This is a genomic window from Chryseobacterium sp. ON_d1, from assembly GCF_006829085.1.
In the GTDB taxonomy this organism is placed as follows: domain Bacteria; phylum Bacteroidota; class Bacteroidia; order Flavobacteriales; family Weeksellaceae; genus Chryseobacterium.
The window spans coordinates 146,158-171,199 of record NZ_BJTC01000001.1 but is presented as its reverse complement, the minus strand read 5'-3'; the positions used below and the strand labels follow the sequence as shown (position 1 = coordinate 171,199).

General features: G+C 37.8%; 23 protein-coding genes. 14 read left to right on the top strand and 9 right to left on the bottom strand.

Going from position 1 to position 25,042, the window contains the following annotated elements; genetic code table 11:
- Positions 1-218 precede the first annotated feature (218 nt).
- Complete coding sequence (locus CRS_RS00775) at positions 219-905, top strand: Crp/Fnr family transcriptional regulator (RefSeq protein ID WP_142722196.1); 687 nt, start codon at positions 219-221, stop codon at positions 903-905.
- Here the strand turns inward: CRS_RS00775 and CRS_RS00770 are convergent.
- A complete protein-coding gene (locus tag CRS_RS00770) occupies positions 902-2,092 on the bottom strand; it encodes a hypothetical protein (protein WP_142722195.1) in 1,191 nt (396 codons plus the stop codon). The two genes, CRS_RS00775 and CRS_RS00770, sit on opposite strands and share 4 nt — an antisense overlap.
- A 122-nt stretch (positions 2,093-2,214) precedes the next feature.
- Between CRS_RS00770 and CRS_RS00765 the strand changes: the two genes are divergently transcribed.
- A complete protein-coding gene (locus tag CRS_RS00765; protein ID WP_142722194.1) occupies positions 2,215-2,610 on the top strand; it encodes a VOC family protein in 396 nt (131 codons plus the stop codon).
- A 248-nt stretch (positions 2,611-2,858) separates the two neighbouring features.
- On the opposite strand, the gene CRS_RS00760 is transcribed toward CRS_RS00765, so the two are convergent.
- Positions 2,859-3,806, bottom strand: a complete 948-nt coding sequence (locus CRS_RS00760; protein ID WP_142722193.1) for an alpha/beta fold hydrolase — start codon at positions 3,804-3,806, stop codon at positions 2,859-2,861.
- 148 nt (positions 3,807-3,954) lie between these two features.
- Positions 3,955-4,362 (bottom strand): ACT domain-containing protein, encoded by a 408-nt coding sequence (locus tag CRS_RS00755; RefSeq protein ID WP_142722192.1) that lies wholly within the window; start codon positions 4,360-4,362, stop codon positions 3,955-3,957.
- Between the two features lie 187 nt (positions 4,363-4,549).
- On the opposite strand from CRS_RS00755, the gene CRS_RS00750 reads away from it, so the two are divergent.
- On the top strand, positions 4,550-6,256 hold the full coding sequence (locus tag CRS_RS00750; RefSeq protein WP_142722191.1) for an amidohydrolase family protein: 1,707 nt from the start codon (positions 4,550-4,552) through the stop codon (positions 6,254-6,256).
- Between the two features lie 416 nt (positions 6,257-6,672).
- On the opposite strand, the gene CRS_RS00745 is transcribed toward CRS_RS00750, so the two are convergent.
- Both CRS_RS00745 and CRS_RS00740 read right to left on the bottom strand, forming a co-directional pair.
- The gene (locus CRS_RS00745) at positions 6,673-7,326 is read right to left on the bottom strand and encodes a response regulator transcription factor (protein WP_172616966.1); all 654 of its coding nucleotides are present in this window, start codon (positions 7,324-7,326) and stop codon (positions 6,673-6,675) included.
- The gene (locus CRS_RS00740; RefSeq protein ID WP_228451134.1) at positions 7,304-9,010 is read right to left on the bottom strand and encodes a HAMP domain-containing sensor histidine kinase; all 1,707 of its coding nucleotides are present in this window, start codon (positions 9,008-9,010) and stop codon (positions 7,304-7,306) included. The genes CRS_RS00745 and CRS_RS00740 overlap by 23 nt, the downstream gene beginning before the upstream one ends.
- 715 nt (positions 9,011-9,725) lie before the next feature.
- Here CRS_RS00740 and CRS_RS00735 point away from each other — a divergent pair.
- From CRS_RS00735 to CRS_RS00720, 4 genes are all read left to right on the top strand, one after another.
- The gene (locus tag CRS_RS00735; RefSeq protein ID WP_142722189.1) at positions 9,726-10,913 is read left to right on the top strand and encodes an FAD-dependent oxidoreductase; all 1,188 of its coding nucleotides are present in this window, start codon (positions 9,726-9,728) and stop codon (positions 10,911-10,913) included.
- A gap of 12 nt (positions 10,914-10,925) precedes the next feature.
- Positions 10,926-12,689 (top strand): FAD-dependent oxidoreductase, encoded by a 1,764-nt coding sequence (locus tag CRS_RS00730; protein WP_142722188.1) that lies wholly within the window; start codon positions 10,926-10,928, stop codon positions 12,687-12,689.
- A 374-nt stretch (positions 12,690-13,063) separates the two neighbouring features.
- Positions 13,064-14,203: a VWA domain-containing protein gene (locus CRS_RS00725; RefSeq protein ID WP_142722187.1), complete on the top strand. Its 1,140-nt coding sequence runs from the start codon at positions 13,064-13,066 to the stop codon at positions 14,201-14,203.
- A 51-nt stretch (positions 14,204-14,254) separates the two neighbouring features.
- A complete protein-coding gene (locus CRS_RS00720) occupies positions 14,255-15,709 on the top strand; it encodes a sigma 54-interacting transcriptional regulator (protein ID WP_142722186.1) in 1,455 nt (484 codons plus the stop codon).
- Positions 15,710-15,797: 88 nt separating this feature from the next.
- Here the strand turns inward: CRS_RS00720 and CRS_RS00715 are convergent, their stop codons facing one another.
- Positions 15,798-16,058 carry a hypothetical protein gene (locus tag CRS_RS00715; RefSeq protein WP_142722185.1) on the bottom strand — a complete coding sequence of 87 codons (261 nt, stop codon included), beginning with the start codon at positions 16,056-16,058 and terminating at the stop codon, positions 15,798-15,800.
- Positions 16,059-16,189: 131 nt separating this feature from the next.
- Between CRS_RS00715 and CRS_RS00710 the strand changes: the two genes are divergently transcribed.
- The 3 genes from CRS_RS00710 (at position 16,190) to CRS_RS00700 (ending at position 19,265) form a co-directional block, all read left to right on the top strand.
- A complete protein-coding gene (locus tag CRS_RS00710) occupies positions 16,190-17,014 on the top strand; it encodes a GyrI-like domain-containing protein (protein ID WP_142722184.1) in 825 nt (274 codons plus the stop codon).
- Positions 17,015-17,083: 69 nt separating this feature from the next.
- On the top strand, positions 17,084-18,205 hold the full coding sequence (locus CRS_RS00705; RefSeq protein ID WP_142722183.1) for an agmatine/peptidylarginine deiminase: 1,122 nt from the start codon (positions 17,084-17,086) through the stop codon (positions 18,203-18,205).
- Positions 18,206-18,320: 115 nt separating this feature from the next.
- A complete protein-coding gene (locus CRS_RS00700) occupies positions 18,321-19,265 on the top strand; it encodes a 3',5'-cyclic-nucleotide phosphodiesterase (RefSeq protein ID WP_142722182.1) in 945 nt (314 codons plus the stop codon).
- A gap of 58 nt (positions 19,266-19,323) precedes the next feature.
- On the opposite strand, the gene CRS_RS00695 is transcribed toward CRS_RS00700, so the two are convergent.
- The gene (locus tag CRS_RS00695) at positions 19,324-19,980 is read right to left on the bottom strand and encodes a hypothetical protein (protein WP_142722181.1); all 657 of its coding nucleotides are present in this window, start codon (positions 19,978-19,980) and stop codon (positions 19,324-19,326) included.
- A gap of 34 nt (positions 19,981-20,014) precedes the next feature.
- Positions 20,015-20,782 carry an AraC family transcriptional regulator gene (locus tag CRS_RS00690; protein ID WP_142722180.1) on the bottom strand — a complete coding sequence of 256 codons (768 nt, stop codon included), beginning with the start codon at positions 20,780-20,782 and terminating at the stop codon, positions 20,015-20,017.
- Positions 20,783-20,997: 215 nt separating this feature from the next.
- Here CRS_RS00690 and CRS_RS00685 point away from each other — a divergent pair, with 215 nt between their 5' ends.
- The 4 genes from CRS_RS00685 to arsB all read left to right on the top strand — a co-directional run bounded on the left by CRS_RS00685 (position 20,998) and on the right by arsB (position 23,545).
- Positions 20,998-21,327, top strand: coding sequence for a helix-turn-helix transcriptional regulator (locus CRS_RS00685; RefSeq protein WP_142722179.1), 330 nt, complete (start codon positions 20,998-21,000; stop codon positions 21,325-21,327).
- Positions 21,328-21,413: 86 nt separating this feature from the next.
- Positions 21,414-21,884, top strand: a complete 471-nt coding sequence (locus CRS_RS00680; RefSeq protein ID WP_142722178.1) for a DUF6428 family protein — start codon at positions 21,414-21,416, stop codon at positions 21,882-21,884.
- A 15-nt stretch (positions 21,885-21,899) separates the two neighbouring features.
- Positions 21,900-22,511 (top strand): low molecular weight phosphatase family protein, encoded by a 612-nt coding sequence (locus CRS_RS00675; RefSeq protein ID WP_142722177.1) that lies wholly within the window; start codon positions 21,900-21,902, stop codon positions 22,509-22,511.
- A 2-nt stretch (positions 22,512-22,513) separates the two neighbouring features.
- The gene (gene arsB / locus CRS_RS00670; RefSeq protein WP_142722176.1) at positions 22,514-23,545 is read left to right on the top strand and encodes an ACR3 family arsenite efflux transporter; all 1,032 of its coding nucleotides are present in this window, start codon (positions 22,514-22,516) and stop codon (positions 23,543-23,545) included.
- 55 nt (positions 23,546-23,600) lie between these two features.
- On the opposite strand, the gene CRS_RS00665 is transcribed toward arsB, so the two are convergent.
- On the bottom strand, positions 23,601-24,893 hold the full coding sequence (locus tag CRS_RS00665) for a hypothetical protein (RefSeq protein WP_142722175.1): 1,293 nt from the start codon (positions 24,891-24,893) through the stop codon (positions 23,601-23,603).
- Positions 24,894-25,042 lie beyond the last annotated feature (149 nt).

The window sequence follows — 25,042 nt, the reverse complement described above, 5'->3', positions numbered from 1 at the left end:
GGTTTACAATATCCCTCCTACTGTGTTTAGTAATCAATGAAAGATCTGCAATAGCATCCTTAGATCCCTCTGAAATGCTCTGATTCTTATTTCAGAATCAATTTCATTACTTTTGTAAAAGTAATTCGTTCAGGAAAAAAAACTTGTGATGTAGGTCTGTTTAAAATGTGATTTAAGTTAAAAACCGAGCCCGGATTCAATAGTCTGTATAAAAAATTATGATCTCAAAATTTATTTTTAATAATCAGTATCTTTTTGACGAACTCCCTGAGTATGATAAAAATCTGCTTACAGGCGCTATGAAAACCAAAAACTACCGTAAAAATGAACCCGTGTTTACTGACGGGACCAAACCCAACGGCGTTTACTACCTAAATGAAGGAAAAATAAAGAAATACAAGGTTGATAATGACGGAAGAGAACAGATTATTTATATTTACAGTTCCGGTGAGTTTTTCGGATACTCTGCCATTCTGAGTAATGAATCGTATGGAGACACCACTTCAACACTGGAGAATTCTGTTATTTCATTTATTTCTAAAGACAGTTTTCTGGATATTCTGAGCCAGTCATCTGTGCTTTCAAGGCTGCTGCTAAAGTCTTTAAGTCATGAATTCAGTGTAATGGCCAATCTTATCGCCGTTTTATCTCATCGTACAGTGCGAGAAAGGGTTGCGCTCAGTTTGCTGATCCTTCATGATAAGTATAAATCAAATGATGCTTCCGACCAAGATGTATTCATTTCTCTCTCCCGTGTGGATCTTGCCAATATGGTAGGAACTGCCAGAGAGACTTTAGCCCGCATTATCAATGATTTTAAGCAGGAAAAACTGATCAGATCTGAAGGGAGAAAAATACAGATCATCAATTTTAAACGGTTAATTCATATTGCTAATTTTTATTAATTCTTATTTCCAGCCTTTTCTACCTCCTGTTTTATTTTCACAAGCCTATCAATCGCATCCAGATTTTCAGGATTAAGCGATAGTGATTTACCATAGTTGACAATAGCTGATTTATAATCTTTTGCGTTCCAGTAAGCCTCTCCCAAACTGTCGAATAAATTGGCATTTTCAGGATAAATTTCTGTAGCAAAAGTAAAGATCTTGACCGCTGCAGGTACTTGCTTCTTGTCCCTCATCCATTCATATCCTATATAATTGCTGAGCCATGCCAATCCGGAGGTAGATTTGTATTTCTCAATTTCTTCTTTGGTTTTGCCAGCTGTTTCTTTTGCCCAGATATCTTTAAGATAGCCCTCCGGATTGTCAGCATCATTATATTTTTTATAAAATATTACGCCTTCTGAAGAAGCTGGAAAAAGATCTGCCATCATATAAGAGTGTACTCCTTTTTCCAATTCCTTTTCAAGGTTAATTTCGACCGAATTAGAGAAATCATGATGAAGGAAAAGCTGTATCGTTCCTTTGTTCAAATTATAAATATTGGTATACTGTGTATCTTTCACATGCATCTGATCCATTACGGATGAACAAAAAGCAGGAGTTCCATTGGGTTGATTGGTTTTCAGAAAATTAACTCCTTTCATATAATAGTCCAGCTTTTTCTTATCCTCTTCCACTGTATTTTTAGTGGGATTAAAATTTGACTGAATATAGTATTCCTGATTTCCCAACACTAAAGCTCCTCCTTCTACAAGTAAATATGCTCCTGTTTTATCTACAAACATCATCACACTGGAAGTCAGAAAACTCATATCTATCGTAGACAGATACTCTTTTACCTGCTGAACAGTACTAAAATTGCCCATCACATAGTGTACAATATCCCGCACAGGTTTCTGAATTTTTCCTTCCTGTTTGGGGACAGGTATTTCAGGAGTGGCAAATCCATCAAAAACCAACCCTGCTTCATTCATTGCTCCCTGAGGAAACCGATTGATAAACCCAACATAAGCTACCCCATATTGATCCTGTATTTTCGGCTCAAACCAGATCTCAGCGTTCGGGCTCACCCAGTCTTCATTATTTCCAACAATCGTCTTTCCTTTGTGGGTCATTTTAAACATACTGCAGCCATAAAAGGTATGGCTTAGGAAAAAGAAAATAAAAAGTAATACTTTGATTTTCATAGGTTACTATTTTGGTGCAATCAAATTTAATTAAAAATAATTACAGTCCGCATCTGCTGACAGCCTGTTGTCATAAGTATCTGTTACCTTTGTTTAAAATTGTTTAACAAATAAATACTCTTATGAAACTTACCTCACTAAGACTCATCAGCAAAAACATCAAAGCAGCAGTAGAATTTTATGAACAGGCCATTGGAGTGACGAGCCGATGGTATACTGAAGACTTCGCTGAACTTTCTGCCGGTTCCGTTACAATTGCAATCGGAAGTACCCGGACGATGAAGATGTTCTCAGAAGACCTGACAGACTTCACAGGTACAAAATCAACCATTATTGAATTTATGGTTGACAATGTAGATAAAGAATATGAAAGAATAAAAGCTATAGCGTCTGAAATTATCCAGGAGCCGACAACGATGCCATGGGGAAACAGGTCTCTCCTGTTCTGTGATCCGGATGGAAATATGATTAACTTTTTTACTCCTGTAAGTGAGGAAGCTTTGAAAAAATTCAGCTAAAGTTTAACCACTTAAACTTTTTAGAACCAAGCTTTATGCATCATAGGTACTCTAAATCTTATAAAACCCTTGATTTTTCATCGTGTGTGAACTTTTCCTCGGAATCATTTTAAACTTACTTAGGTGAACTGAAGTATTTTCAAATGAAAACTTTTGTGGTTTTGTAAAATTTAAACAACTTAATGATCAAAAATAAAACCTCACTGACCAAGCAGCGAGGTTTTTGTCCTAATTGTTAAAAGTCTGTCTTATTTCGCCAGAAATTCAATGGCTTTGCTTACAAATGTATCATGGTACTGGTAAAAAGAAGCATGTCCGGAATCCGGAAATACAACCAGTTCTGCATGATCTAAATGCTGAGCCATATTTTTAGCATTCTGAACAGATACCGGAAGATCATTTTCACCATGAACAATCAGTACAGGATTTTTGATCTTTTCTATTTCTGTAAGCGCATCAGGGTTGGGTTGAGCCCAGCTCAGTACTGCAGTAAATTGTGCGTTGGAAGCAGTATCACTTAACGGTAGGTCTCTGTCTGTGGTACGCAGCTGGATTCTTGCAAAAGAAGCTTTTCCTTCTGCAATACTTTGAGCAGATTCTGTAAATCCAAATTTCAAAAATGAAGCTTCAGGGCTTAATCCTGCTGTTCCAGCCACAATATTAGGCAAATTGGACAATCCGATTGCTCCTTGCGGTCCTGTTCCGGTTAAAATCACTTTATTGATCAGCGATGGATAAGTCAGTACAATTCTCTGTGCAATAAACCCTCCCATAGAAAACCCCATAATATTCACTTTGCTCAAATTCAGTGCTTTGATAAAGTCTACGGCATCATCAGCCATAATCTGCACTGTATTAGGAGTTGTTCCTTTTGAGGAAGCTACTCCTTTATTGTCAAAAATGATGACTTTATATTTTTTTGACAATCCATCCGTTACGGCAGGATCCCAGTCATCCATGGAACCTCCAAGACCTGGCAGCAACACTAATGGAATACCATCTTCTTTTCCTAAAACACGGTACGCAATAGCATTTCCTTTAACAGTTATGAATTGGGTTTTGGCTGTCTGGTGGTTTCTGTTTTGTACCTCCTGGACCGTGGGAGGTTCATTTTCTTCAGTGCAGGACATTGTCACTACGGTAAAAAGAGTTAAACACAATAAGCTTACGGCTGAGATTTTTCTGATTGTTTTCATTGTAGTTTATTTTTGTATGATTATGGTGCAAACATAAAACACAAAAACAGGCAGAACACTCAAAAGCTTTACCAACAGGACATTTTAAGGATTCAATTAGACATTTGAGAAGGTGAAAATTAAAAGTGTAAAGTTTTAAAAAATAATTTTAAACCCTTTTTCCTGATTTTAATGCAATAAGGGTTTTCAGTGCTTTCTCAGCATCTTCTCTGGCGATAAAAATATGATCATGAAAATATGCAGCCACTACATTACAGCTGATATTTCCCTGTTTCAGAGCATTGGCAAAAGCAGCCGTAAGTCCTACTGCTTCCAGGGAGGAGTGAATATTCAGAGTGATCCAGGAAGAAATGTAACTGTAAGCAAAACTCCATTCATCAGCTATGGTTCTTTCCAATACAATGGTAACAGCTTCATGCTCCCTGAATAAAAACAGAATCTTTTCTATATCCGGTATTTCTCCCAGATTCTGAACGGTACAAAACACATATTCTCCGATATTCAATACCGGTTCCATATTTTGAATCAATACAGCTAAATCTTTTTCTCCTGACATCTTTTTGGATACAAAACTAAGGTATAGAAGGCAACTTCTGTTTATCATTTGATAAAAAACAAGGGGCAAATTCTGATCGTTAAAAGCAAACTTAATTTATTTCATGATTTCTCCATTTCAAAATATGAGGGTCTGCATATGATAATTTGTTTGTAAATTAGAAGCAAAACTAATCCCTCATCTGTTCATGAAAACTACACCAGATCCACCGGCCCCAGACAAAAAGAGAAATCCATTCATCAATTGTCATACCCATACTTTTACAGGAGATCATATTCCTCAGTTTCTTGGTAAAAAACTTCTGCCGTTTGGTCTTGAGCATATTCTCACGATAAGACTTATTATCAGCTTTTTCAGATGGTATTACCGGGTTCCCACGAAGTGGCAGTATAAACGTCCTTATAAGGTTTTGGAGAATTTCCGTTTTCATATCAGATGGTTCCTTCAGAAAATTCCTTTTATCACTGTTCCTATTGCAGTTGTACTTACTCTGGATACGCTGCTGATTCTTTTTTTCGGCTATTTTGAGGGGAAATATAACAATGAGGGCTGGTTTGAATATATCAGTTCACTGAATCATTTGATGCAGAATATTTATCTGCTTCCTGCTCCACAATATATTTTTTTAAGAATTCTGATTGTTTCAGCTTTATTCCTACTGATCAAATCGGGCAGGCAGCTTATTATATTCATTGCAAAAAGCCTGTTTCAGATCCTGCGCATTCTTCCCGGTCCTGAAACAAAAGCCTATCTGAAGCGTTATATCAGCATAGGCCGTTTTGCTTTTCATAAAAGTCAAATGACCATATTCAGAATGCTGGAGAAGCAATATCCTGCAGATTCCCGTTTTGTAGTTCTTCCCATGGATATGGATTATATGGATGGTGGCACCGCCAAATTCAGTTATCCTCTGCAGCTTGAAGAACTTAAAAACCTGAGAAGGAAGAAACCCCGGACATGTCTTCCTTTTGTATTTGCTGATCCCAGAAGAATAAAGGACAATCCGGCTTATTTTGATGAGATCAAAAACTGTATTATTCATGAAAGGTTCAGAGGAATTAAAACCTACCCTGCCCTTGGGTATTATCCGTTTGACAGGGATATTCTGCCTTTGATGTTATGGGCCTGTGAGAATCAGGTACCGGTACTTAATCATTGTATCAGAGGAACTATCTATTACCGGGGCAGCAAAAAGAAAGAATGGAACAGTCATCCTGTATTTACGCAGTCAACCGGAGAAAAGGGCAAAAGGGAACCCCTAAAGCTGTATGAGCTGAGCAACAGTGATTTTTCTACGAATTTCACCCATCCTCTCAACTACCTTTGCCTGTTGAATAAAGATTATCTGAAACAGCTTCTTGAATATTATCATGATGATTCTTTATATGCCCTCTTCGGCTATGCGGGAAGAGATCAGCCACTTGCTAAAAATCTTGATGCACTAAAAATCTGTTTCGGGCATTTCGGAGGTGAAGATGAATGGGCAAAATATATGGAACGTGACAGATACCTTTCTGAAAACGGCTTTACCAATCCTGTGGGAAAAGGGATTAATTTTATTCCTACAGCTCTTGAAAACTCATGGCGCCATAATTCATGGTTTGCTATCATCTACAGCCTGATGCTGCAACATCCTAATGTATATGCTGACATCAGCTATATCCTGCATGATGAAAATATATTTCCTCTTTTGAAATCACTTCTGAAAAAAGACAGCCGAATCAGTGACCGCATTCTGTATGGCAGCGATTTTTACGTAGTACGCAGCCAGAAAAGTGACAAACAGATGTGGGCAGATACAGCAGGAAGACTGACAGATCATGAGCTGGAACTGATTACCAGAGATAACCCTAAAAAATTCCTTTATAATCATATTCATCAGTATGTTGAATAAATGCTGCCAAACAAAAAGGAGGCTTTCTGCCTCCTTTTTGTTTGTACTGTAACCTATCAACCGAACCTCATTATGTGTATTTGTGTTTTTTTTATCATTTGGTTTTTTTTAAAAGGCCCTCCTAAGGTTATTCATACACTTCTTTTAATTTCATCAGTGTTTTTAATTGATTTTCATCATTTGTGCTCTTTTATAACTATTGTTTATTATTTGAATAGCTATAATCATTTGTTGTTTTTGTGTATGAAACTTTAATCATTCAAAGTATTTCTCATGTACTTTTTCATTACTTAAATCTCACAGTACAAAGGAACAACATTATAAAATAATATTCCCTATAAACCCCATCGATACATATCGATCACGTTATAGATATTTATCGATAAAATAGAATATGAAGCGAAAAATCCAAAAAACTAAAGTTTATGATGGGTTTTGATAAGATCAACAAGTTCAACCATATTTTCGATCTTTAGTTTTTCAAAAATATTTTTTTTGATTGTGCTTACTGTATTCTGTTTGATATTCAGACTGTTTGAAATTTCCAGGTTTCCGAATCCTTCGGCATAGAGCTCAGCAATCTGAAGTTCCCTTTTGGTTAAACTGCTGAGAGGACTTATAAGATCAGGGTTATATACAAACTGTACCAATAAGTTTCTCAATACATCAGAAAAATATTCTCCCTTCTCGATAAAGGTGGTAATGGCTTCCCTCACCTCTTCCTCTTCACTCAATTTACTCAGGTAGCCATTGGCTCCTGCTTTGATAAATTTAAGACCATGCAGTTCTTCTTCAAGCCCCGTAAAAATCAATATTTTAATGGCAGGATTGATGCTTTTCATCTGTGGTAAGATGTGCAGGCTGTTTCCATCCGGGAAGTGGGCATCAATAACGGCTATTTCCACCCCTTTTGATTCGATCAGCTCCAAAACCTGGTGTAAGGATGAAGTCTGATAAATTTTAGCATGGGGAGCAATATCGCTGATAACAATTTCCATTCCCTGGCGTACAATACTGTGATCGTCAGCCAGCAGAAATATGATCTCTTTATTTTGCATTGGTGTTTCCATTATGATTACGATTTAAATTGATCCTGAATGTCACTTTCGTTCCTTTATGCAGTTTACTCTCAACCGATATATCCCCATCGAAAAGCTCTACGATCTCTTTAACCAGATTAAGACCAAGTCCGGCACCGAGATTATCTACTTCATCAGAGACCATTCCCTGATAATAAGGATCAAAAATTTTACCCAGATCAGATTCTGATATTCCTACTCCGGTATCTGTCACAGAAGTAACCAGGGCAATTGTATGATCTCCCAACGGCTCTGTGGACATCACAAGATCGATCTGTCCGTTTTCTGTAAACTTGTTGGCATTTCCGAGAATATTCATAAAAATCTGGTTGATTCTGATATTATCTGAATATACCAAAACATTTTCAGGAATTCTGTCTGTTACCACAAACCTGTTGTTTCTGGTTTCCAGATAAGGGGTAATTACCTTTACAATAGAACCGATCTCATCTTTAAGATTGAAAACCGATTGGATAAGCTCTTTTTCAGCATTCTCATTTTTGGTATACTCCAGAATCTGGTTAGACTGCAGAAGCAGAGTACTGTTGGTAAACTTGATAGATTTAAGATAATCCTTTATCGTTTCATCCTGAGTCGTTCTGTGGATCTTGTCGATGAAAATATTAATGATTTTTAGAGGAGACCTCAGATCATGACTCAGCATTCCCAGAATCCTGTTCTTAAAATTAAGGTTCTTTTTAATTTCTTTATTTGCGGCATCAAGCTTTTGCTCATAGATAAACGCCATCCTTGTAAAATACATGATCAGAATGGATACGATAAACATCAGAACCATCAACCCCAATACCAGATAGGTTCTTATTCTGTTGTTATTTGAACTCTGATCATTATACTCTTTTTCCAGTTGAGACTTAAAATCCCTGATTGCATTTTCGTACACTTCTATCAGGCCGTTGCTGTACACCAGCAGCTTACTGAAATTGCTGTAAAACTGTAAATTATTTTTCTGATTTTGAGCAGCAAGCAGCTGTACTTTCCTTACTTCAGCAGCATAATGCTTATCCATAGACTTCAAAGTATTGTCCATTTTGGATTTTACCTGAGAAAGATCCAGTGTTTTGTTGTTGGTCATCGTAATCACAGTACTTTCCTTTTGAACATCTACCTTTCCTGTTACAGCATCTTTTAAACGCCCGAAAAAGCCTTTCTTTTTAACGGTATCTGCATAGGTGCGGGTTTGGATCTTGAAATCTTCAAAATCATTTTTATATTTGGCAGGTTCATACTGCTTATCTTCAATTTTTGCAGGAGGATTGAGTGAAGTCTGGTACACTGAATCTATTAATGTTTTCAGCTTTGATGTCTTCACCATATCCTGGCTATGAAGAGCCAAGGTCTTTTTCAGTCTGGGACTTGTGTTTTCATATTCACCAATTTTATCAAAATTGATTTTAAGTTTTCTTAACGACTGGAAATATAACTGCAGTTCCTTATTATCCTGGGTTGCCATATATTTCTGAAGATGTTCCTGAGCATCCAGAAAATCTTTCCTGGAGTTATCGGTCAACCCTCCCAGTGCGCGGCTTTCCTCAAGCTGATCTTTAATAAACTTAAGCTTCTTACCGTTGACAAATTCGTTATAAAAAAATATGGCAATAATGACCTGTATCAGCAAAATACAAAGGATCAATGAGTAATGAACAAGTTTTCTCAATTTAAAATTTAAGAATTTATATTTCATATTCGTTTATCAGTTAAATTAATTTCCTGACTGCATAAGTCCATTAGATATTAGCCTTCAACAATATACCATTATTTTAAACAATTTCATAATAGGGGTATATCATCCAATTGGCAAAGTTAAAGTAATTTTTGTCTTCTTATAATAATGAATATTTAATAAAAACCGATAAAATTGGATTCTTTTTACTATCAAAACACCCTGTAAATTTTAAGTTTCATTCACGTAAATCTATTTTTTTAGAGCAATTGTAAAAAACTGCTGTCCGTAAAATATTCTGTATCTGTCTATTTTATTGCATATAACAATTATTGATGATCAGATAGTTGTAAAAAACTGCAAGCAGCATCTCAATTATTATACCATTCTGAAAGACCAGTACTCCTCCTCTCAAAGAGTCCCTTTTGCCATTCAGTATTTCTACTCAATACCACAATTGGTAATTTACACTCTAAGAACATATACCCTCTTCTTTGTTACTTTGAAATGCTTATTAATACTGGCAATATTCAATAGAAAACCAGAATATTCATATGTACCGGCAGATTCATGTCTATACCTAATCTGTGGTAAAGAATAGGATTCAGAGATTGTCAAAGATCATTAATGACTGTATATTCTTTCATATTGATCTCTTTACTTTTCCTGTATCCGCTCAATACGATTATAAAAAGTAAAACAATAACCTATGATTACAGAAAACTATGACGTAATCGTCATTGGCGGAGGAGCAATAGGTCTGGCTACAGCTTACCATCTCGGCCAGCGCCAGGCCAGAACTTTAGTACTGGAACAATATACTTTTGTCAACCAGCTGGGCAGTTCTGCGGGAGTATCACGCCAGTTCCGGATTCCTTATCCGGATGAATATATGGTACAAATGGCTTTGGATGCAGAGCCTTATTGGGAGGAGCTGCAGAAAAAGACAGACACCCAACTGCTTGATAAAGTAGGAACACTTTGGTTTGGTGATCCTGAAGTACATTCTACCGAAGGAAATATTGCTGAAGCAGAAAAAGCACTTAAAGCATTAGGAGTTCCCTATACCACGCTGACTTCAAGGGAAATTGAAGATCAGTATCATTTTAAAAATCTGCCGGATAATTATACAGGGCTGTTTCAGCCAGATGGTGCCAGTATCAACTTCAAAGCAACCATAGAAACACTGCTAGGCCTTTGCCGGAAAGAAGAAACTGTTGAACTTAGAGAAGATTCTCCCGTACTGGAGATCAAACAAAACGGCGATCTTTTTGAGCTTACCACTCCCAATGGAATTTATATTGCCAAAAAACTGGCGATCATTCCCGGACCTTATATCAACAGCGTTATCAACCTGCTTGATTTTAAAATAGAAGCCACCTACTGGAATATGTCTTCCGCTTATTTTAAAAAGACAGATCCTGATATACAATATCCTACATGGTTTGTATTTCAGAATTCAAGCGGAGAAAACGGCAATCAATTCTACGGTTTCCCTTCAGTTGAGTGGGACCATCCTGAATACATCCGTGTAGCACCTGATTTTGTTATCAAACCTTTGGAGGAACCAAGCGACAGAACGTTAATTCCTAACCCTAAGGAACTGGCTTATACCTCCGAATGGATACAAAATCATATGACCGGACTAAGCATTATTCCGGAATATACCTCAACATGTCTTATCGCTTTGAGTACAATCCCGAATAAAGAACTGCTGATTGATTTTGCTCCGTCTTATGTTCCCAATCATAAAAACATTGTGGTCTACGCCACCGGATGGGCTGCAAAATTCACCCCTTTTTTAGGTAAAATCATGTCTGATCTTGCATTGGACGGACATACCGATTTTGACATTACCCCATTCCGGTTAGGATATAAATATTTCTTAGCACTTTAAAATTATAAAACCATGAATCAAGAAAACGTTAATAAAAATACACCACTGTACCCGGGAATGCAGCCTGACCTGAAAGTAGAAGTAGCCATTATCGGAGCCGGAACTTCCGGATTATACACTGCTTTTCGACTGGTAACAGACAATACATATAAAGGTCATGAGGTACAGATCTTCGATATGAGTGACAGGTTGGGCGGGAGACTGGAATCTGTAATCATGCCGGGAATGAATTTCTGGGGCGAACTCGGGGGAATGCGTTATCTGACTTCTCAGGAAATTGTAACCACCTTGATAGAAGGATATCCCCTTAAAGAAAAGGATTTAAATAAAAGAACTCCTGTTCTGAAAGATAAGATGACTCCAATCCCATTCCATATGGGTGATCCGGAAAAGCTCTTCATGTATCTCAGAAAAGAACGATTCCAACAGAATGCCTGGACAGAGGATCAGAAACAGGATAAAAAACTGATCACCCGCTATTACCTGAATAAAGAAGATGAGGGTTTCAGTTCAGATCAGCTGTTCAATAAAATTATCTATAATGTTTTAATGGCAGATCCCTGGGTAGCCGAAACCTATAAAGAATTAATTATTGCAGACCCCAATGGTTATGATTATACTTTCAAACTGACCAGCCGGGACTGGGATGCCATAAAACCAAGGCTGATGTATAATTTCCCGGGGTCTCCTTATGATCAACGTAAAGTAAACGATATCGGTTTCTGGAACTTAATCAAAGACCAGGTTTCTCAGGAAGGGTATGAGTTCTTAGCCAATGCCGGAGGATATTATTCCAATACTATTAACTGGAACTCTGCAGAAGCATTTCCTTATATGGTAGGAGATTTTTCAGCTGATACCACCTATAAAACCATTGAAGAGGGCTATGACAGCATTGCCTATGCCGTAGCGAATACCTATATGGAACATGAAGGAGCACGCATCTGGTCTGAAAATAAACTGATAACTTTCACCAAAGACCACCCTCTGATCCATACCCACACCTATGAACTGACTTTCCTGAATATCAGAAGCAATACCCAATGGAAAGTCTATGCCAATGCCATCGTATTGGGTATGCCGAGAAAATCACTGGAGCTTCTTGATCAGAATACTTTTATCTTTAACGGCCAGGAACTCAATGACAATATCCGCTCTGTTATTATGGAACCGGCCTTTAAAATTCTGATGGGCTTCGAACGTCCCTGGTGGAAAGATCTTGGAATAGATTCCGGGCATTCTATTACGGATTTGCCTATGAGGCAGTGTTATTATTTCGGAACTGATCCGGAGAACAACAATTCAATGTTGCTGGGAAGCTATGGTGATATGGAAACGGAAACATTCTGGAAAGCTCTTTCTGATGACAAAGTCCTGTTTAAGGTAAGAGCTGCTAAATCTGCATCATTGGAGGAACTGCATAAGTTTGATGATGTTCAGGCTACAGAATTCATGGTCAATGAATTGATGAACCAGCTCAGGGAATTACATGGTGTAGACATTCCGGAACCTTATGTAACCTATTTCAGGGACTGGACAGATGATCCTTACGGAGCCGGATATCATGCATGGAAAGCAGGTTTTTCCGTAAAGGACGTCATGCCTTATATGAGGAAACCTTTGGTTGAGGAACAGATTCATATTATTGGTGAAGCCTATTCTGATCAGCAGGGCTGGGTGGAAGGAGCCTTCTGTGAAGCTGAAAAAATGCTTCAGACTCATTTTAAACTAGACTGGCCTTACTGGCTGGATCCCGACTATTATTTAGGCTGGTAATCATAAAAACAGTAAGATAATGATAAACAAAGCTCCGGATATCCGGGGCTTTGCTTTTTTCATACTACCCCATCGAAAACAATCTAATAATCAAATCTTTAAAAATAGATTTAAAATTGTAAAGCCTGCAATTAAGGTAATTGACTGTTTTATTGGCTTGTAAATAACAGATTAAAATCTCTTTCAGCTACTAACGCTGATTATATTCTTATCTATATCACCATCATTAGTATTTTCTATTTTTCTAAGAGAATCTTGAGATGATATTTTCCTAACTTTTCAATTTGAAACGAATGAAAGAATAGTTCAGAGAATTCATTGAGTCATCTGGGATATTCAAAAACAAAATAACAGCAAAACAGCTTTATCATCTCATGACAGATAAAAATTTTAATCCTCAGAGAGGCTTTATATTCAGCAAACATGTGCCGGAGGAATTATCACATTTTGACCGGGTATTTGATGTTTTCAAAGATTTGCTTACCCACACCTCCGGGGATATTGAGGAAGCCTTTGAGTGGCTTGATATGCTTGATCAGGAATATGATATTTTCAGTGACGAATACACCCTTCAGGATTTTGAAGAAGATTTGAAAAAAAGGGGCTATATCAGAGAAGAAGATCCGGAAGAAGGAAATACAGGAAGCGGAAAAGGTAAAAATATATTAACCCCTAAACTTGAAGCTGCTCTTCGTGAATATGCCCTTGATCAGATTTTCGGAAAGCTGAAGAAAAACGGAGCCGGAAATCACCGCACCAATAAAACAGGAATCGGGGATGAACGTGATGGCGAAAACCGTTCCTACCAATATGGAGATGATCTGGCAGCAGTGAATATGACTGAAAGTTTAAAAAATGCTCAGATCAATAGCGGAATCTCAGATCTCCGGCTGACAGAAGAAGACCTCATCGTAGAGGAAACCAAACATAAGGCACAGATGAGTACTGTTCTGATGATTGACATCAGCCACTCTATGATTTTATATGGAGAAGACCGCATTACCCCGGCCAAAAAAGTAGCCATGGCTCTTGTGGAAATGATTAAACGGAAATATCCGAAAGATTCCATCGATATTATAGTGTTTGGAAACGAAGCCTGGCCGATCAAGATCAAAGACCTTCCCTACCTGAAAGTAGGGCCTTATCATACCAACACAGTAGCAGGACTGGAGCTGGCCATGGATATTCTCCGCAGAAAAAGAAATACCAATAAGCAGATTTTCATGATCACCGACGGAAAGCCGAGCTGTATTCAGCTGCCCAGTGGTGAGTTTTATATGAACAGTTTTGGATTGGACGAAAGGATCGTTAACCAATGTCTTAACAGAGCGGCACAGGCGAGAAAACTCAAAATTCCGATTACCACCTTTATGATTGCCCAGGATCCTTACCTGCGTCAGTTTGTAGAAGAATTTACGGCTCAGAATAAAGGAAAAGCCTTCCTGACAGGACTATCCGGTTTAGGGCAAATGATTTTTGAAGATTACGAAAAAAACAGAATAAGAAGAATATAAAGAAAAGCGTTCAACATACAAATCTTACCAGATAATTAGTATTACAAGACAATGAAAAACGATATTACACTCAAAGAATTAAAGGACTCCGGTTACACCCATAAAACGATTAATGAGGAAATTCAGGCCAACTTAATTGCCAGAATTAAAGCTAAAAAACCTGTATTTGAAGGACTTTGGGGCTATGAAGACACCGTTGTCCCACAACTCAAAAAAGCTATTCTTGCCGGCCACCATATCAATTTACTTGGGCTGCGCGGCCAGGCAAAAACAAGAATTGCAAGAAGTATGGTCAACCTCCTTGATGAATACATGCCCGTTGTAAAAGGATCAGAAATTAATGACAGTCCATTTCATCCCATTTCAAAATATGCTAAAGACCTTATTGAGGAACTGGGTGATGACACTCCGGTTTCCTGGGTACACCGCTCTCAACGTTTCTATGAAAAACTGGCCACTCCGGATGTGAATGTTGCAGATTTAATTGGTGACATAGACCCTATCAAAGCAGCGACATTAAAGCTGCCGTATTCCGATGAACGTGTTTTACATTACGGAATGATTCCGCGTGCCAACCGCTCTATTTTTGTTTTAAACGAATTGCCGGATTTACAGGCAAGAATTCAGGTTTCCTTGTTTAATATTTTACAGGAAGGAGATATTCAGATCCGTGGATTCCAGCTCAGAATGCCTCTTGACATCCAGTTTGTATTTACTGCCAATCCTGAAGATTATACCAACAGAGGAAGTATTGTAACCCCGTTGAAAGACAGAATCGGGTCACAGATTTTCACCCATTATCCAAAAACAATAGCCCTTGCTCGGCAGATTACAGAACAGGAAGCTCTGATTTCTGCTGAAGATAAAGCCCAGATACAAATTCCTGACCTGGCGAAAGATCTTTTGGAAGAAGTTGCTTTTGCAGCCCGTATCAGTGAATACGTAGATGCAAAAAGCGGTGTAAGTGCCCGTCTTACGATCAGTGCTATGGAAAATTTAATCGCAGCAGCCAAATTACGCCTGATTGAATCCGGCGAAGAGAAAACCACTGTCCGCCTGATTGACTTTATGTCGATCATCCCTTCAATTACAGGAAAAATTGAACTTGTATATGAGGGAGAACAGGAAGGTGCGGATTATGTAGCCAAAATGCTGATCGATAAAGCAGTAATGACTCAATTTGAAAGCATATTCCCCCGCATTTCCAAACTGGAAAAAGAAGGAATCAAAACACCATATACCGATCTGATCAGATGGTTCAATAAAAATCATTTAGAACTTCATTATAATGACACGGACGAAGCATTCTATGCTAAACTTAATAAGATAGAACCTTTGGTAACGGTTGTTGAGGAAAATACTTCCGAATTGAGTGCTGAAGACCAGAATTTCTGTAAAGAACTGGTGTTATGGGCACTGACCATCAGTAATAAAATTGATAAGTCTGAAAACCAGAATGCCTTCACTTTTGATTCTCCGGGGATCGGACAGTTCTTACGCAACTGACATAACGGGCAAAAACGATAAGAAAAAAGCCTTCAGATTCGACCTGAAGGCTTTTTACAGTTAAAAATGGACCATCCTGTTATTGTATTTATTTCAAATTTCTGACACCTAGTTCTCTTTTCAGTGCCTTTCTATTTTTATTCCAGTTGCTCACCGTCCAAAGAGCAAGAATCCATGGTAAAAAAGTCATCAATCCGATGCCTTTGGTTATGGTGCTATATATGCCAATACCCGCTAATAGTCCTACCATTATTGCATTGACGATAACATTCGCTTCAAGAGTTTTCTTCTTCTCAAACAGTTCCTGATCCGTTAATTCTGATAAATGTTTTCCTCTGGTTTGTTTCACACTTCCTGGTTATTTTGTTTTAAAATAATAAGATTCATTGAATCTGTCCATTATTATAAGCTAAAATACAATAATGCTGAGACATTTTTTATTTCTTTTATTTGTAATTTATTTCTGAAAAAATCAAAGCTATGGAAGACAGCCTGAATTGCATTTACAGAGTTATCAGTTTCCTGGAAAAGAATTACGATCAGCCCGTATCTGTAAAGGAACTGGAAGATCTCTCCCATTATTCTTACCGGAATATCCAGCGCATTTTTAAGTACAGCTGCGGAGAAACCATTGGCGCTTTCCAGCAAAGATTAAAAGTGGAAAATGCTTATAAACGGATTTTGTATACCCAGGAAAATCTTACAACCATTGCAATTGAAGTAGGTTTTGCCAATATCGCTTCCTTTTCAAAAGCTTTCAAACAACATTTCGGAATTTCTCCCAAAGCTGCAAGACAAAATAAGGAAGAGCTTCTTTGTGGACACGAGATCATTCCGATTACATCGGATGTATTGCTGGAACCTGAAATTGTATATCTTAAACCTCTACCGGTATACTATCAGAGCATCAATACCTACTACAACAACGAGGAAATTGAAGTTCTGTGGGAAAAGTTTATGGAGAATGAATTTCCTGATTCCGGGACAGAATATTTTGGAGTCATAGCAGATGAACCCTTAATCAAAACTGAAATCAACTGCCGTTATGATGCATGTTCTTCCGTCCAGTCTGTGAATAAAAAACTTCCTTCAAAAATTATATTGGGTGGTCAATATGCCCGCTTTACTCATCCGGGCAGTTATGAAACAATAGATGAGACCTACACCAAAATCTATTCCCGCTGGATCTTTCATTCGGGGCTTGAATTTTCACACACTCCCATTATAGAAAAATACGAAAGATATTCCGAACATGCAGAAAATCAAGAGGAACAGCTGACCTATATTTTATTACCTTTGAAGTAAGTTGTCAATTTAGGACAACTTTAAAAAAAACAATCGATCTAATTTTGCCCTGTTAAAAATAGATCAGTTATGCAAAAAAAGAAAATCATGTTCCCGTTATTACCTCTTCTTTTACTTTCATGTTCTGCAGCAGAACTTGCAGAAATTCCGGGCACTGTAAATCCGGAAACAGCTGTTTACAAAATGCCTGAGGAGTCAGCCCCACATGAAGGAACCTGGCTTCAATGGCCTCATCAGTATCAGTATGGAGTGACTTACCGCAACAGACTGGATGCCACCTGGGTAGCGATGACCAAAGAACTTGTACAAAGTGAAAAGGTTCATATCATTGCCTATGACGGAACAGAAAAAAATCGAATTACGGGACTATTAAACAGTGCCGGTGTTTCCCTTACTAATATTAATTTTAAACTTTACCAGACCGATGACTTCTGGGTAAGAGATAATGGTCCTATCTATGTAAAAGATCAGAATGGACAGTTATTCATTCAGGACTGGGGATTTAACGGCTGGGGAAACAAAGCCGATTACAGCAAATGCAACCTAATACCTTCTAAAATAGCAGCCGATACCAATATTCCGAAAATCAATCTTAACTCTGTGATGATCAATGAAGGCGGAAGTGTAGAAATTGACGGAAACGGAGTATTAATGGCTTGTAAAAGTTCTATCCTGAATAACAACCGGAATCCCGGAATGACCCAACAGCAGGCAGAAGCTATATTTACTAAAAATTTAGGGGTGACTAAATTTATCTGGCTGAATGGAAAAGCCGGTCTTGATATTACAGATATGCACATTGATGGTTTTGCCCGGTTTGCCAGTTCTTCCACCATTATCACGATGAGTCCTGATGATCTGGCTTACTGGCAGGTACCGGATGGAGATATTGATAAACTGTATGATGCTACCGCGAAAAACGGTTCTCCTTATCAGTTTGTAAAGGTTCCTTTAACCAGAAATGATGTGATTACCACATACGGAAAGAATGTAGGGCGTGCTTCTTATATCAATTATTATATTGCGAATAACCGTGTATTGGTTCCCAATTATAACGACCCGAATGATGCGGTTGCCAACAATATCATCCAGCAGCTGTATCCCGGCAAACAGGTGGTGGGTATAGACTGTCGTAATTTATTTGCCAATGGCGGGATGGTACATTGTGTGACCCAGCAACAGCCTCAGTAAAAAAGAAAGCCTGCTGATTTTCAGCAGGTTTTATTCATAGAGAATGCCAGTCACTGAAAATAATGTAAATTTGCCGTGTCCATCTCATAAAAGATGGTTTTCCAGTTTAAGTATTATGAAAAAAACAGCAGTTTCTTTATTTGCCCTTCTTCTGAATATTGTCTGTCAGGCACAAAATTTTGATATGATTCCCTTAGGAATATATGGTGGGGAGCAGGAAGATAATTTATCCGCTTATTTAGTGGGTGCCCCAAAGGACAATGCATTTTTATGCCTTGATGCAGGTACCGTCAACGCGGGAATTCGAAAAGCGATTCAATTGAAAAGTCTTGACGGAACAGCAGAAACCGTACTCAAAGATCAGATAAAAGGATATTTTATATCACACGGTCATCTTGATCATCTGTCAGGCCTTATCATCAACTCACCTGCTGATTCTAAAAAAGATATTTTCGCTATAGCTCCGGTGATCCGGATTTTGCAAAATCATTATTTTATCACAGATACCTGGATCAATTTTGCAGATCAGGGTCAGAAACCCATCCTTGGAAAATATCATTACAATGAGCTTCAGGAAGGAGCAGAGATCCCGGCACCTAAAACACCATTTTTTATAACAGGCTATGAACTGAGCCATGTGAATCCTTACAAAAGCAGTGCTGCACTGGTCAGAAGAGACGATCACTATCTGCTTTACCTGGGAGATACAGGCGCTGACCGTATTGAAAAATCCGACCGTCTTGAGAATCTGTGGAAGACAATAGCTCCCCTGGTTAAAAAAAGACAGTTAAATACCATATTAATTGAAGTTTCTTTCCCTAACAGCCAGCCGGAACATCTGCTGTTCGGACATCTTACTCCCAACCTGTTAATTGAGGAGCTGAGTAAACTGAAAGAAAAGACCGGACAAAATAATCTTGAGAACCTCAACATTGTGGTTACCCATAGAAAACCAACAGGAGATAATCCTGAACTGATCAAAAAAGAATTATTACAAAACAATCCTTTAAAGATACATTATATCTTTCCTGAACAGGGTAAAAAGATCAGTTTACCATAATAACAGATAAAAGATGGAGCCTTTTTGGGCTTCATCTTTTTTATTATGTTTCAGTCATTTAACCTTCCCCTACAACAGATTCATATTTTACTTTAGGGGCTGCATAACGATAAACAAAATACCAGGTGATCAGAATCTGAAAGAGTATAACCGTTGGCAGAATAAACGGATAATCTACAAAAGGTTTCAATGTATCACCTTTTGCCAGCATCATCGGCAGATCAATGACATTAAATATAATAATTACCCAAAGCAATGCTTTACTTCCCTTAAAATACCACCAGCAAAATATTCCATAAGCCAGTTCAATCATAAAATTAAGGATCGGATAGTCAAGAATTCCAAGCCCTAAAACAGGTTGGGCAGAGAATGGTGATAACTGAATATCCTTTTCATGGAATATCATATCAATAATAACATGAGATAGAACACCAATCGCAAAGGCTATAGCAAGCTTTCTGTTTTTATACCCCCAGTTAATGAGACAAAATGAAAGTAAAGCAGCTACAATTCCAGAAAAAACAGAATGTGAATAAGGTAGAAAGTCGAGATGTACTCTACCCCCGGAAATTGAGAAATGTTCCCAGCCAAAGTAATTAAAAAATACCCAAAATACTTCCAAAAGCTGTACGGAGATCAATAATGGAAGTAATGGCAATTGAGGGGCGTTTTTCTTTATCAGCAAAGCTGTTGCTGCATGATTTATTGCATACATAATAGAATGGTTTATGGATACAAAGATGTCACAGCTATTTTATATAAGCTTGTATGATCTGGCTATTCTTCAATAAAAGCGAAGGAGTCTGTCCGAACATTCTTTTAAACGTCCGGTTGAAGTGTGGGGCATCGGAGAAACCTGCTTCAAGAGCAGCATCTGTCATATTATTACCCTCTGTAAGGTGCTGAACTGCCATTAAAAGTTTTGCCCACAGCATATACTTCCTGATAGGAATACCCACCTGCTCTGTAAACAGATGAATGAGTCTTCCCGGAGAAAGAAAAATCAAAGCAGATAAATCTTCAATCTTTAGCGGCTCATCCCATTTCTGCTTAAGGATTTCCAGAAGTCTTATGATCCTTTCATCCATGCTATCATTTCCTGTTGTACTGGAAAGTTCATGAAGAAACTGCAGTGTCCGGTTAAAAATAGGCTCTGCAGATTCATCATCAGAAAGCATCGGAATTATATCTTTTAATAATTCTTTTACAATAGCTTCCGGCAGAACTGCTATCCTTTGACCGGTCAGATATATCTTTTTAAGGCCATTGCCTATTTTGCTTTCAGGATCAATATTGATCAATAGAAATGTTTGCTCTCCCGTTCTGCATTCATGAGGTTCATCAGAACTGATAATAACAGATCTGTTCTTAATAACCGATCCGGATGAAATCACTTCTATTTCATCATCAATGCTTATGGCAATCTGTATGGCATGATGATCATGAACAGCAGTATCAATGGCACTGCCTATATAGATAAAGTAACCGGTAGAAAAAAACAGCAACGGAGGTGTCATATCATATTCTATATCTCAAAGATATTTAAATTATCCATACAAATTGGGGAAGCCCTGATTGTTATTTTGAAGAATAAAAAGTTCACTGTACTCTTTTGCTTTATTATTTTAATAATTGATTTTCAAACCATTAAATATAAATCCCAGATATTAATACAATTTTTCATTGATTTATAAATTTAATATCGTAATATTGCAATATTAAAATTAAAATAATGGGAGTTACAAAAACCGAGATTTACACAGAAGAACAAAACAGGTTGGCTTCTCTTCTTAAGGTTTTGGGACATCCTGCCAGAATAGCCATTTTACAGTATATCATCAACCAAAAAGCATGCATTTGTAATGATCTGGTTGAAGAGCTTGGCCTGGCACAGGCTACCATCTCACAACATTTAAAAGAATTGAAGAATATTGACATCATCAAGGGGTCAATTGAAGGAAAGTCTGTATGCTACTGTATCAATGAAAATACATGGAAACAATTTCAAAACGAATTCAACCTGTTTTTCAATCAGGATGTCACTATCAAACAATGCTGTTAAGGCATTTTTTTGTCATTCAACATCGTAATATTGCAATATATAATTATTTAAATTCATACGTTTAATCTCAACAAAATTAATTCATTATGAAATTATCAGAAATCAAAGAAATTCTGCCCAAGCTGGAAAATGTTAAATTTCAGTTGGAAAACGGCTCTTTTGTACCCGAACACTTCCATGTAACGGAAGTAGGCCAGATCATAAAAAAATTTATTGACTGCGGAGGAGTAATCCGAAATGAGAAAGTGGTCAGCTTTCAGTTATGGAATGCTGATGACTTTGAACATCGCCTGAAGCCGGGGAAACTGCTTCATATTATACAGCTTTCGGAAGAGAAGTTAGGAATAGAAGATTCGGAAATTGAGGTAGAATATCAGGGAGAAACCATTGGTAAATATGACTTAGGATTTAATGGGAAAAATTTCGTGCTGAAAAATAAAACTACAGCCTGTCTTGCTCAGGAAGCTTGTGGAATTCCTTCCGAAAAACAGAAGAAAAACCTGTCTGAGCTATCCGTAACCTCTTCATCATGCAACCCTTCTTCGGGCTGCTGTTAATATCAGTATACTGTTATGCATCAAGAATTATTAGATACAGTCCACGCTCTGCAATGGAAAAACATAGGCACTGAAAGGAAAGAAGTTCTGAAACCATTGGTAGATTTTATACAGCAAAAAGTGAATGAAGGCAAAGTAGTCAACCTGAATTTTATCTGTACCCACAATTCCCGCCGCAGCCATCTGGCACAGGTTTGGGCCCAGACAGCGGCCACTTACTTTACAATTCCAGGAGTACACTGCTACTCAGGGGGAACAGAAACAACGGCTTTATTCCCTAAAATTGCAGAAACTTTAACTGACCAGGGATTTACAGTTTTCAGTATTGCAGATACAGATAATCCGATCTATGCCATAAAATCCGGTGATAATGATCTCTCCATTATAGGCTTTTCCAAAAAATACGACAGTCCTTTCAATCCTGTCTCCGGATTTGCTGCTATCATGACCTGCTCACAGGCAGACGGCGGATGCCCGTTTATCCCCGGTGCTGAAAAAAGAATCCCCATTACATTTGAAGATCCGAAAATTTCAGATGATACTCCAGACCAAGCAGTGGTCTATGCTGAAAGAAGCTTACAGATCGCTGAAGAAATGTTCTATGTCTTTTCAAAAATCAAAAAATAATCATGCAGCCCAAATTAAAGTTTCTTGATCGTTATCTTACACTATGGATCTTTCTGGCAATGGGCGTAGGGATTGCTTTAGGTTATTTCTTTCCTTCTATTCCTGATATGATTCAATCGCAGTCTTCAGGGACAACCAATATTCCATTGGCAATTGGCCTTATCCTTATGATGTACCCGCCATTGGCTAAGGTTGACTACTCTCTCCTGCCTCTTGTATTCAGGGATAAAAAAGCAATTGGGGTCTCTTTATTTCTCAACTGGATCATAGGGCCTCTTCTGATGTTCTGTCTGGCCATCCTCTTTTTAAGAGATGAGCCGGATTATATGGCAGGGCTTATATTAATTGGACTGGCAAGATGCATCGCTATGGTACTTGTATGGAACGACCTTGCCAAAGGCAACAGAGAATATGCTGCTTTGCTGGTTGCATTAAACAGTATTTTCCAGGTATTTACTTACAGCTTTATGGTATGGCTGTTCATGAATGTTCTTCCCCATCAGTTAGGTTTAATCAGCTTTACAATAAATATATCTGTAAAAGATATTAGCGAAAGTGTATTGATCTACCTGGGGATTCCGTTTTTGGCAGGCTTCCTGGGCCGTTATATCCTGATAAAAGCAAAAGGAGCTGTATGGTATAACAGAAAATTTGTACCTGCAGTTTCTCCTGTTACCCTTTATGCTCTCCTATTTACGATCATACTGATGTTTAGCCTTAAAGGAAATAAAATACTTGAATTACCTATGGATGTGGCAAAAGTTGCAATTCCTCTTATTATCTATTTTGTGCTGATGTTTTTTGTGAGCTTTTTTATCAACAGGTCTTTACATATTCCGTATGATCAAAATACATCCATTGCCTTTACAGCAACAGGAAACAATTTTGAACTGGCCATTGCGGTTGCGATCTCAGTCTTCGGTATTCATTCATCGCAGGCTTTTGTAGGAGTGATCGGGCCTTTGGTAGAGGTTCCGGTTTTAATATTGCTTGTAAAAGCCAGTCTGTTCATGAAAAAGAAATGGTACTCTTAATTCATTATGATAAAAAGCTTCACTGAAATAATGAAGCTTATTATGATCAATGATATTAATTTTTGACCAGCCTGTAATTTCCGCTGCTTTCATCTTTACTTATTGTATAGCCATCTGCCAGCTCAAGAATCCAGCCGTCTCCGGATATTTTTTTATTTTCTGTTTTCACTGGATTAGATATGGAAATTTTATCCCAGTTCGGACTCATTAATGCTCCGTTTTCAACAGTCAGAATCCCCCATAAATCCGTCACCCGGATGTTGGGATATACCGTTCCTTTATCTTCTATCGGTACGATATTTCTTGGATCAAAGGAGACATTCATTTTTTCAAATTTGATTTCAAAATGAGGCTGCTGAATGAATTTCAGTTTATATTCCGCAATGAGTCTTCTGGTTTTTTCTTCTCTTTCTGTTTCTTCTTCTGTAATTGATTTACCATTATAACGATCCGCCAGGTTTCCAGCTGCTTTTTTCAGATCAGACGGAATTATTACATTAAATGCTTTAATGAAATAACCGGTGAGGTCTGTTTTCCCATCAATCCTTTTATTCCAGTCCTTATCTTTTTTGTACAGCAAATACCCATAAACAGGTGTTGTATAATAAGCAAATGAACGGACAAATGTTGGATTTTTCATAAAATCATTTATTCCATTCAAAAGAGACGACCTTGTCTGCTCATTATTTCTTCCGCTCACGATAAGGCCGGTGAACTCAGCAATTCCTTCATTCAGTTCCAGCAGATTTTCTGCAGTTTCAGAATTTTTATAAAGCATGTTCCTGTATTTCCTAAAGGTCAATGCACTGGTCAGATGCTGCTTCATTTCTTTTTGTGAGGTTGAGCGGACTGCCTGCTTCAATGCTTCAAGTTCAAGGCGCAGATATATCCTGCCTTCTTTCTGGTCAAGGTGATTATTTTCCGCATTGTTCAATGTAAATCCTAATGCAGGCTGAATGCTGTGAAATGACTCATGTGCCAAAAGGTTAATCCTGCTTTCTTTATCCTGAGAAAGAGGCAGCATGATCATCGCCCATCTTTTTCCACCCCAATTGACTGCCGTATTCGCAATATTGATAGAAGCAGGCAAAACACCTGAATAGATCTTCCCGTTCCGTTTCAAAATTCCCTCTGAATCGGGTTCGTTGGCAAAAAATTCTCTGGTTTTCGGGTCAATTAAAATTACAGGACCATATAAATCTTTGTTCCAAAGTCCGGCATTCCTGCTGGAAGCTGTTGCAAGTTCATCGAAAAAAAGAGCAATTGTATCAGGGGAGACAGCCTGTTTTTGCCCTTTGGCACTCAGGGCAATAAAGAAAAAGAAAGCTGTAAGAAAAGTCCGCTTCATAGTCAGATTCTTTGTGGTTAATTTTTATCACTGAAGATCAATTACTGCATCTATTGAACAGAAATCAAAAAATGCTTATTAAATACTTTTGGAATTGCCAATATAATGAATTTCAATCAAGGGTAAAAACAAGAAACAATTCTCACCTT

What these genes read in the sequence shown, in the direction of transcription:
- CRS_RS00760 (WP_142722193.1), bottom strand. Translation starts at nt 3,806, where the DNA reads ATGAAAACAATCAGAAAAATCTCAGCCGTAAGCTTATTGTGTTTAACT.
- CRS_RS00705 (WP_142722183.1), top strand. Translation starts at nt 17,084, where the DNA reads ATGCAAAAAAAGAAAATCATGTTCCCGTTATTACCTCTTCTTTTACTT.
- CRS_RS00775 (WP_142722196.1), top strand. Translation starts at nt 219, where the DNA reads ATGATCTCAAAATTTATTTTTAATAATCAGTATCTTTTTGACGAACTC.
- CRS_RS00765 (WP_142722194.1), top strand. Translation starts at nt 2,215, where the DNA reads ATGAAACTTACCTCACTAAGACTCATCAGCAAAAACATCAAAGCAGCA.
- CRS_RS00710 (WP_142722184.1), top strand. Translation starts at nt 16,190, where the DNA reads ATGGAAGACAGCCTGAATTGCATTTACAGAGTTATCAGTTTCCTGGAA.
- CRS_RS00755 (WP_142722192.1), bottom strand. Translation starts at nt 4,362, where the DNA reads ATGTCAGGAGAAAAAGATTTAGCTGTATTGATTCAAAATATGGAACCG.
- CRS_RS00735 (WP_142722189.1), top strand. Translation starts at nt 9,726, where the DNA reads ATGATTACAGAAAACTATGACGTAATCGTCATTGGCGGAGGAGCAATA.
- arsB (WP_142722176.1), top strand. Translation starts at nt 22,514, where the DNA reads ATGCAGCCCAAATTAAAGTTTCTTGATCGTTATCTTACACTATGGATC.
- CRS_RS00690 (WP_142722180.1), bottom strand. Translation starts at nt 20,782, where the DNA reads ATGACACCTCCGTTGCTGTTTTTTTCTACCGGTTACTTTATCTATATA.
- CRS_RS00700 (WP_142722182.1), top strand. Translation starts at nt 18,321, where the DNA reads ATGAAAAAAACAGCAGTTTCTTTATTTGCCCTTCTTCTGAATATTGTC.
- CRS_RS00770 (WP_142722195.1), bottom strand. Translation starts at nt 2,092, where the DNA reads ATGAAAATCAAAGTATTACTTTTTATTTTCTTTTTCCTAAGCCATACC.
- CRS_RS00685 (WP_142722179.1), top strand. Translation starts at nt 20,998, where the DNA reads ATGGGAGTTACAAAAACCGAGATTTACACAGAAGAACAAAACAGGTTG.
- CRS_RS00675 (WP_142722177.1), top strand. Translation starts at nt 21,900, where the DNA reads ATGCATCAAGAATTATTAGATACAGTCCACGCTCTGCAATGGAAAAAC.
- CRS_RS00725 (WP_142722187.1), top strand. Translation starts at nt 13,064, where the DNA reads ATGACAGATAAAAATTTTAATCCTCAGAGAGGCTTTATATTCAGCAAA.
- CRS_RS00695 (WP_142722181.1), bottom strand. Translation starts at nt 19,980, where the DNA reads ATGTATGCAATAAATCATGCAGCAACAGCTTTGCTGATAAAGAAAAAC.
- CRS_RS00680 (WP_142722178.1), top strand. Translation starts at nt 21,414, where the DNA reads ATGAAATTATCAGAAATCAAAGAAATTCTGCCCAAGCTGGAAAATGTT.
- CRS_RS00720 (WP_142722186.1), top strand. Translation starts at nt 14,255, where the DNA reads ATGAAAAACGATATTACACTCAAAGAATTAAAGGACTCCGGTTACACC.
- CRS_RS00745 (WP_172616966.1), bottom strand. Translation starts at nt 7,326, where the DNA reads ATGGAAACACCAATGCAAAATAAAGAGATCATATTTCTGCTGGCTGAC.
- CRS_RS00750 (WP_142722191.1), top strand. Translation starts at nt 4,550, where the DNA reads ATGAAAACTACACCAGATCCACCGGCCCCAGACAAAAAGAGAAATCCA.
- CRS_RS00665 (WP_142722175.1), bottom strand. Translation starts at nt 24,893, where the DNA reads ATGAAGCGGACTTTTCTTACAGCTTTCTTTTTCTTTATTGCCCTGAGT.
- CRS_RS00730 (WP_142722188.1), top strand. Translation starts at nt 10,926, where the DNA reads ATGAATCAAGAAAACGTTAATAAAAATACACCACTGTACCCGGGAATG.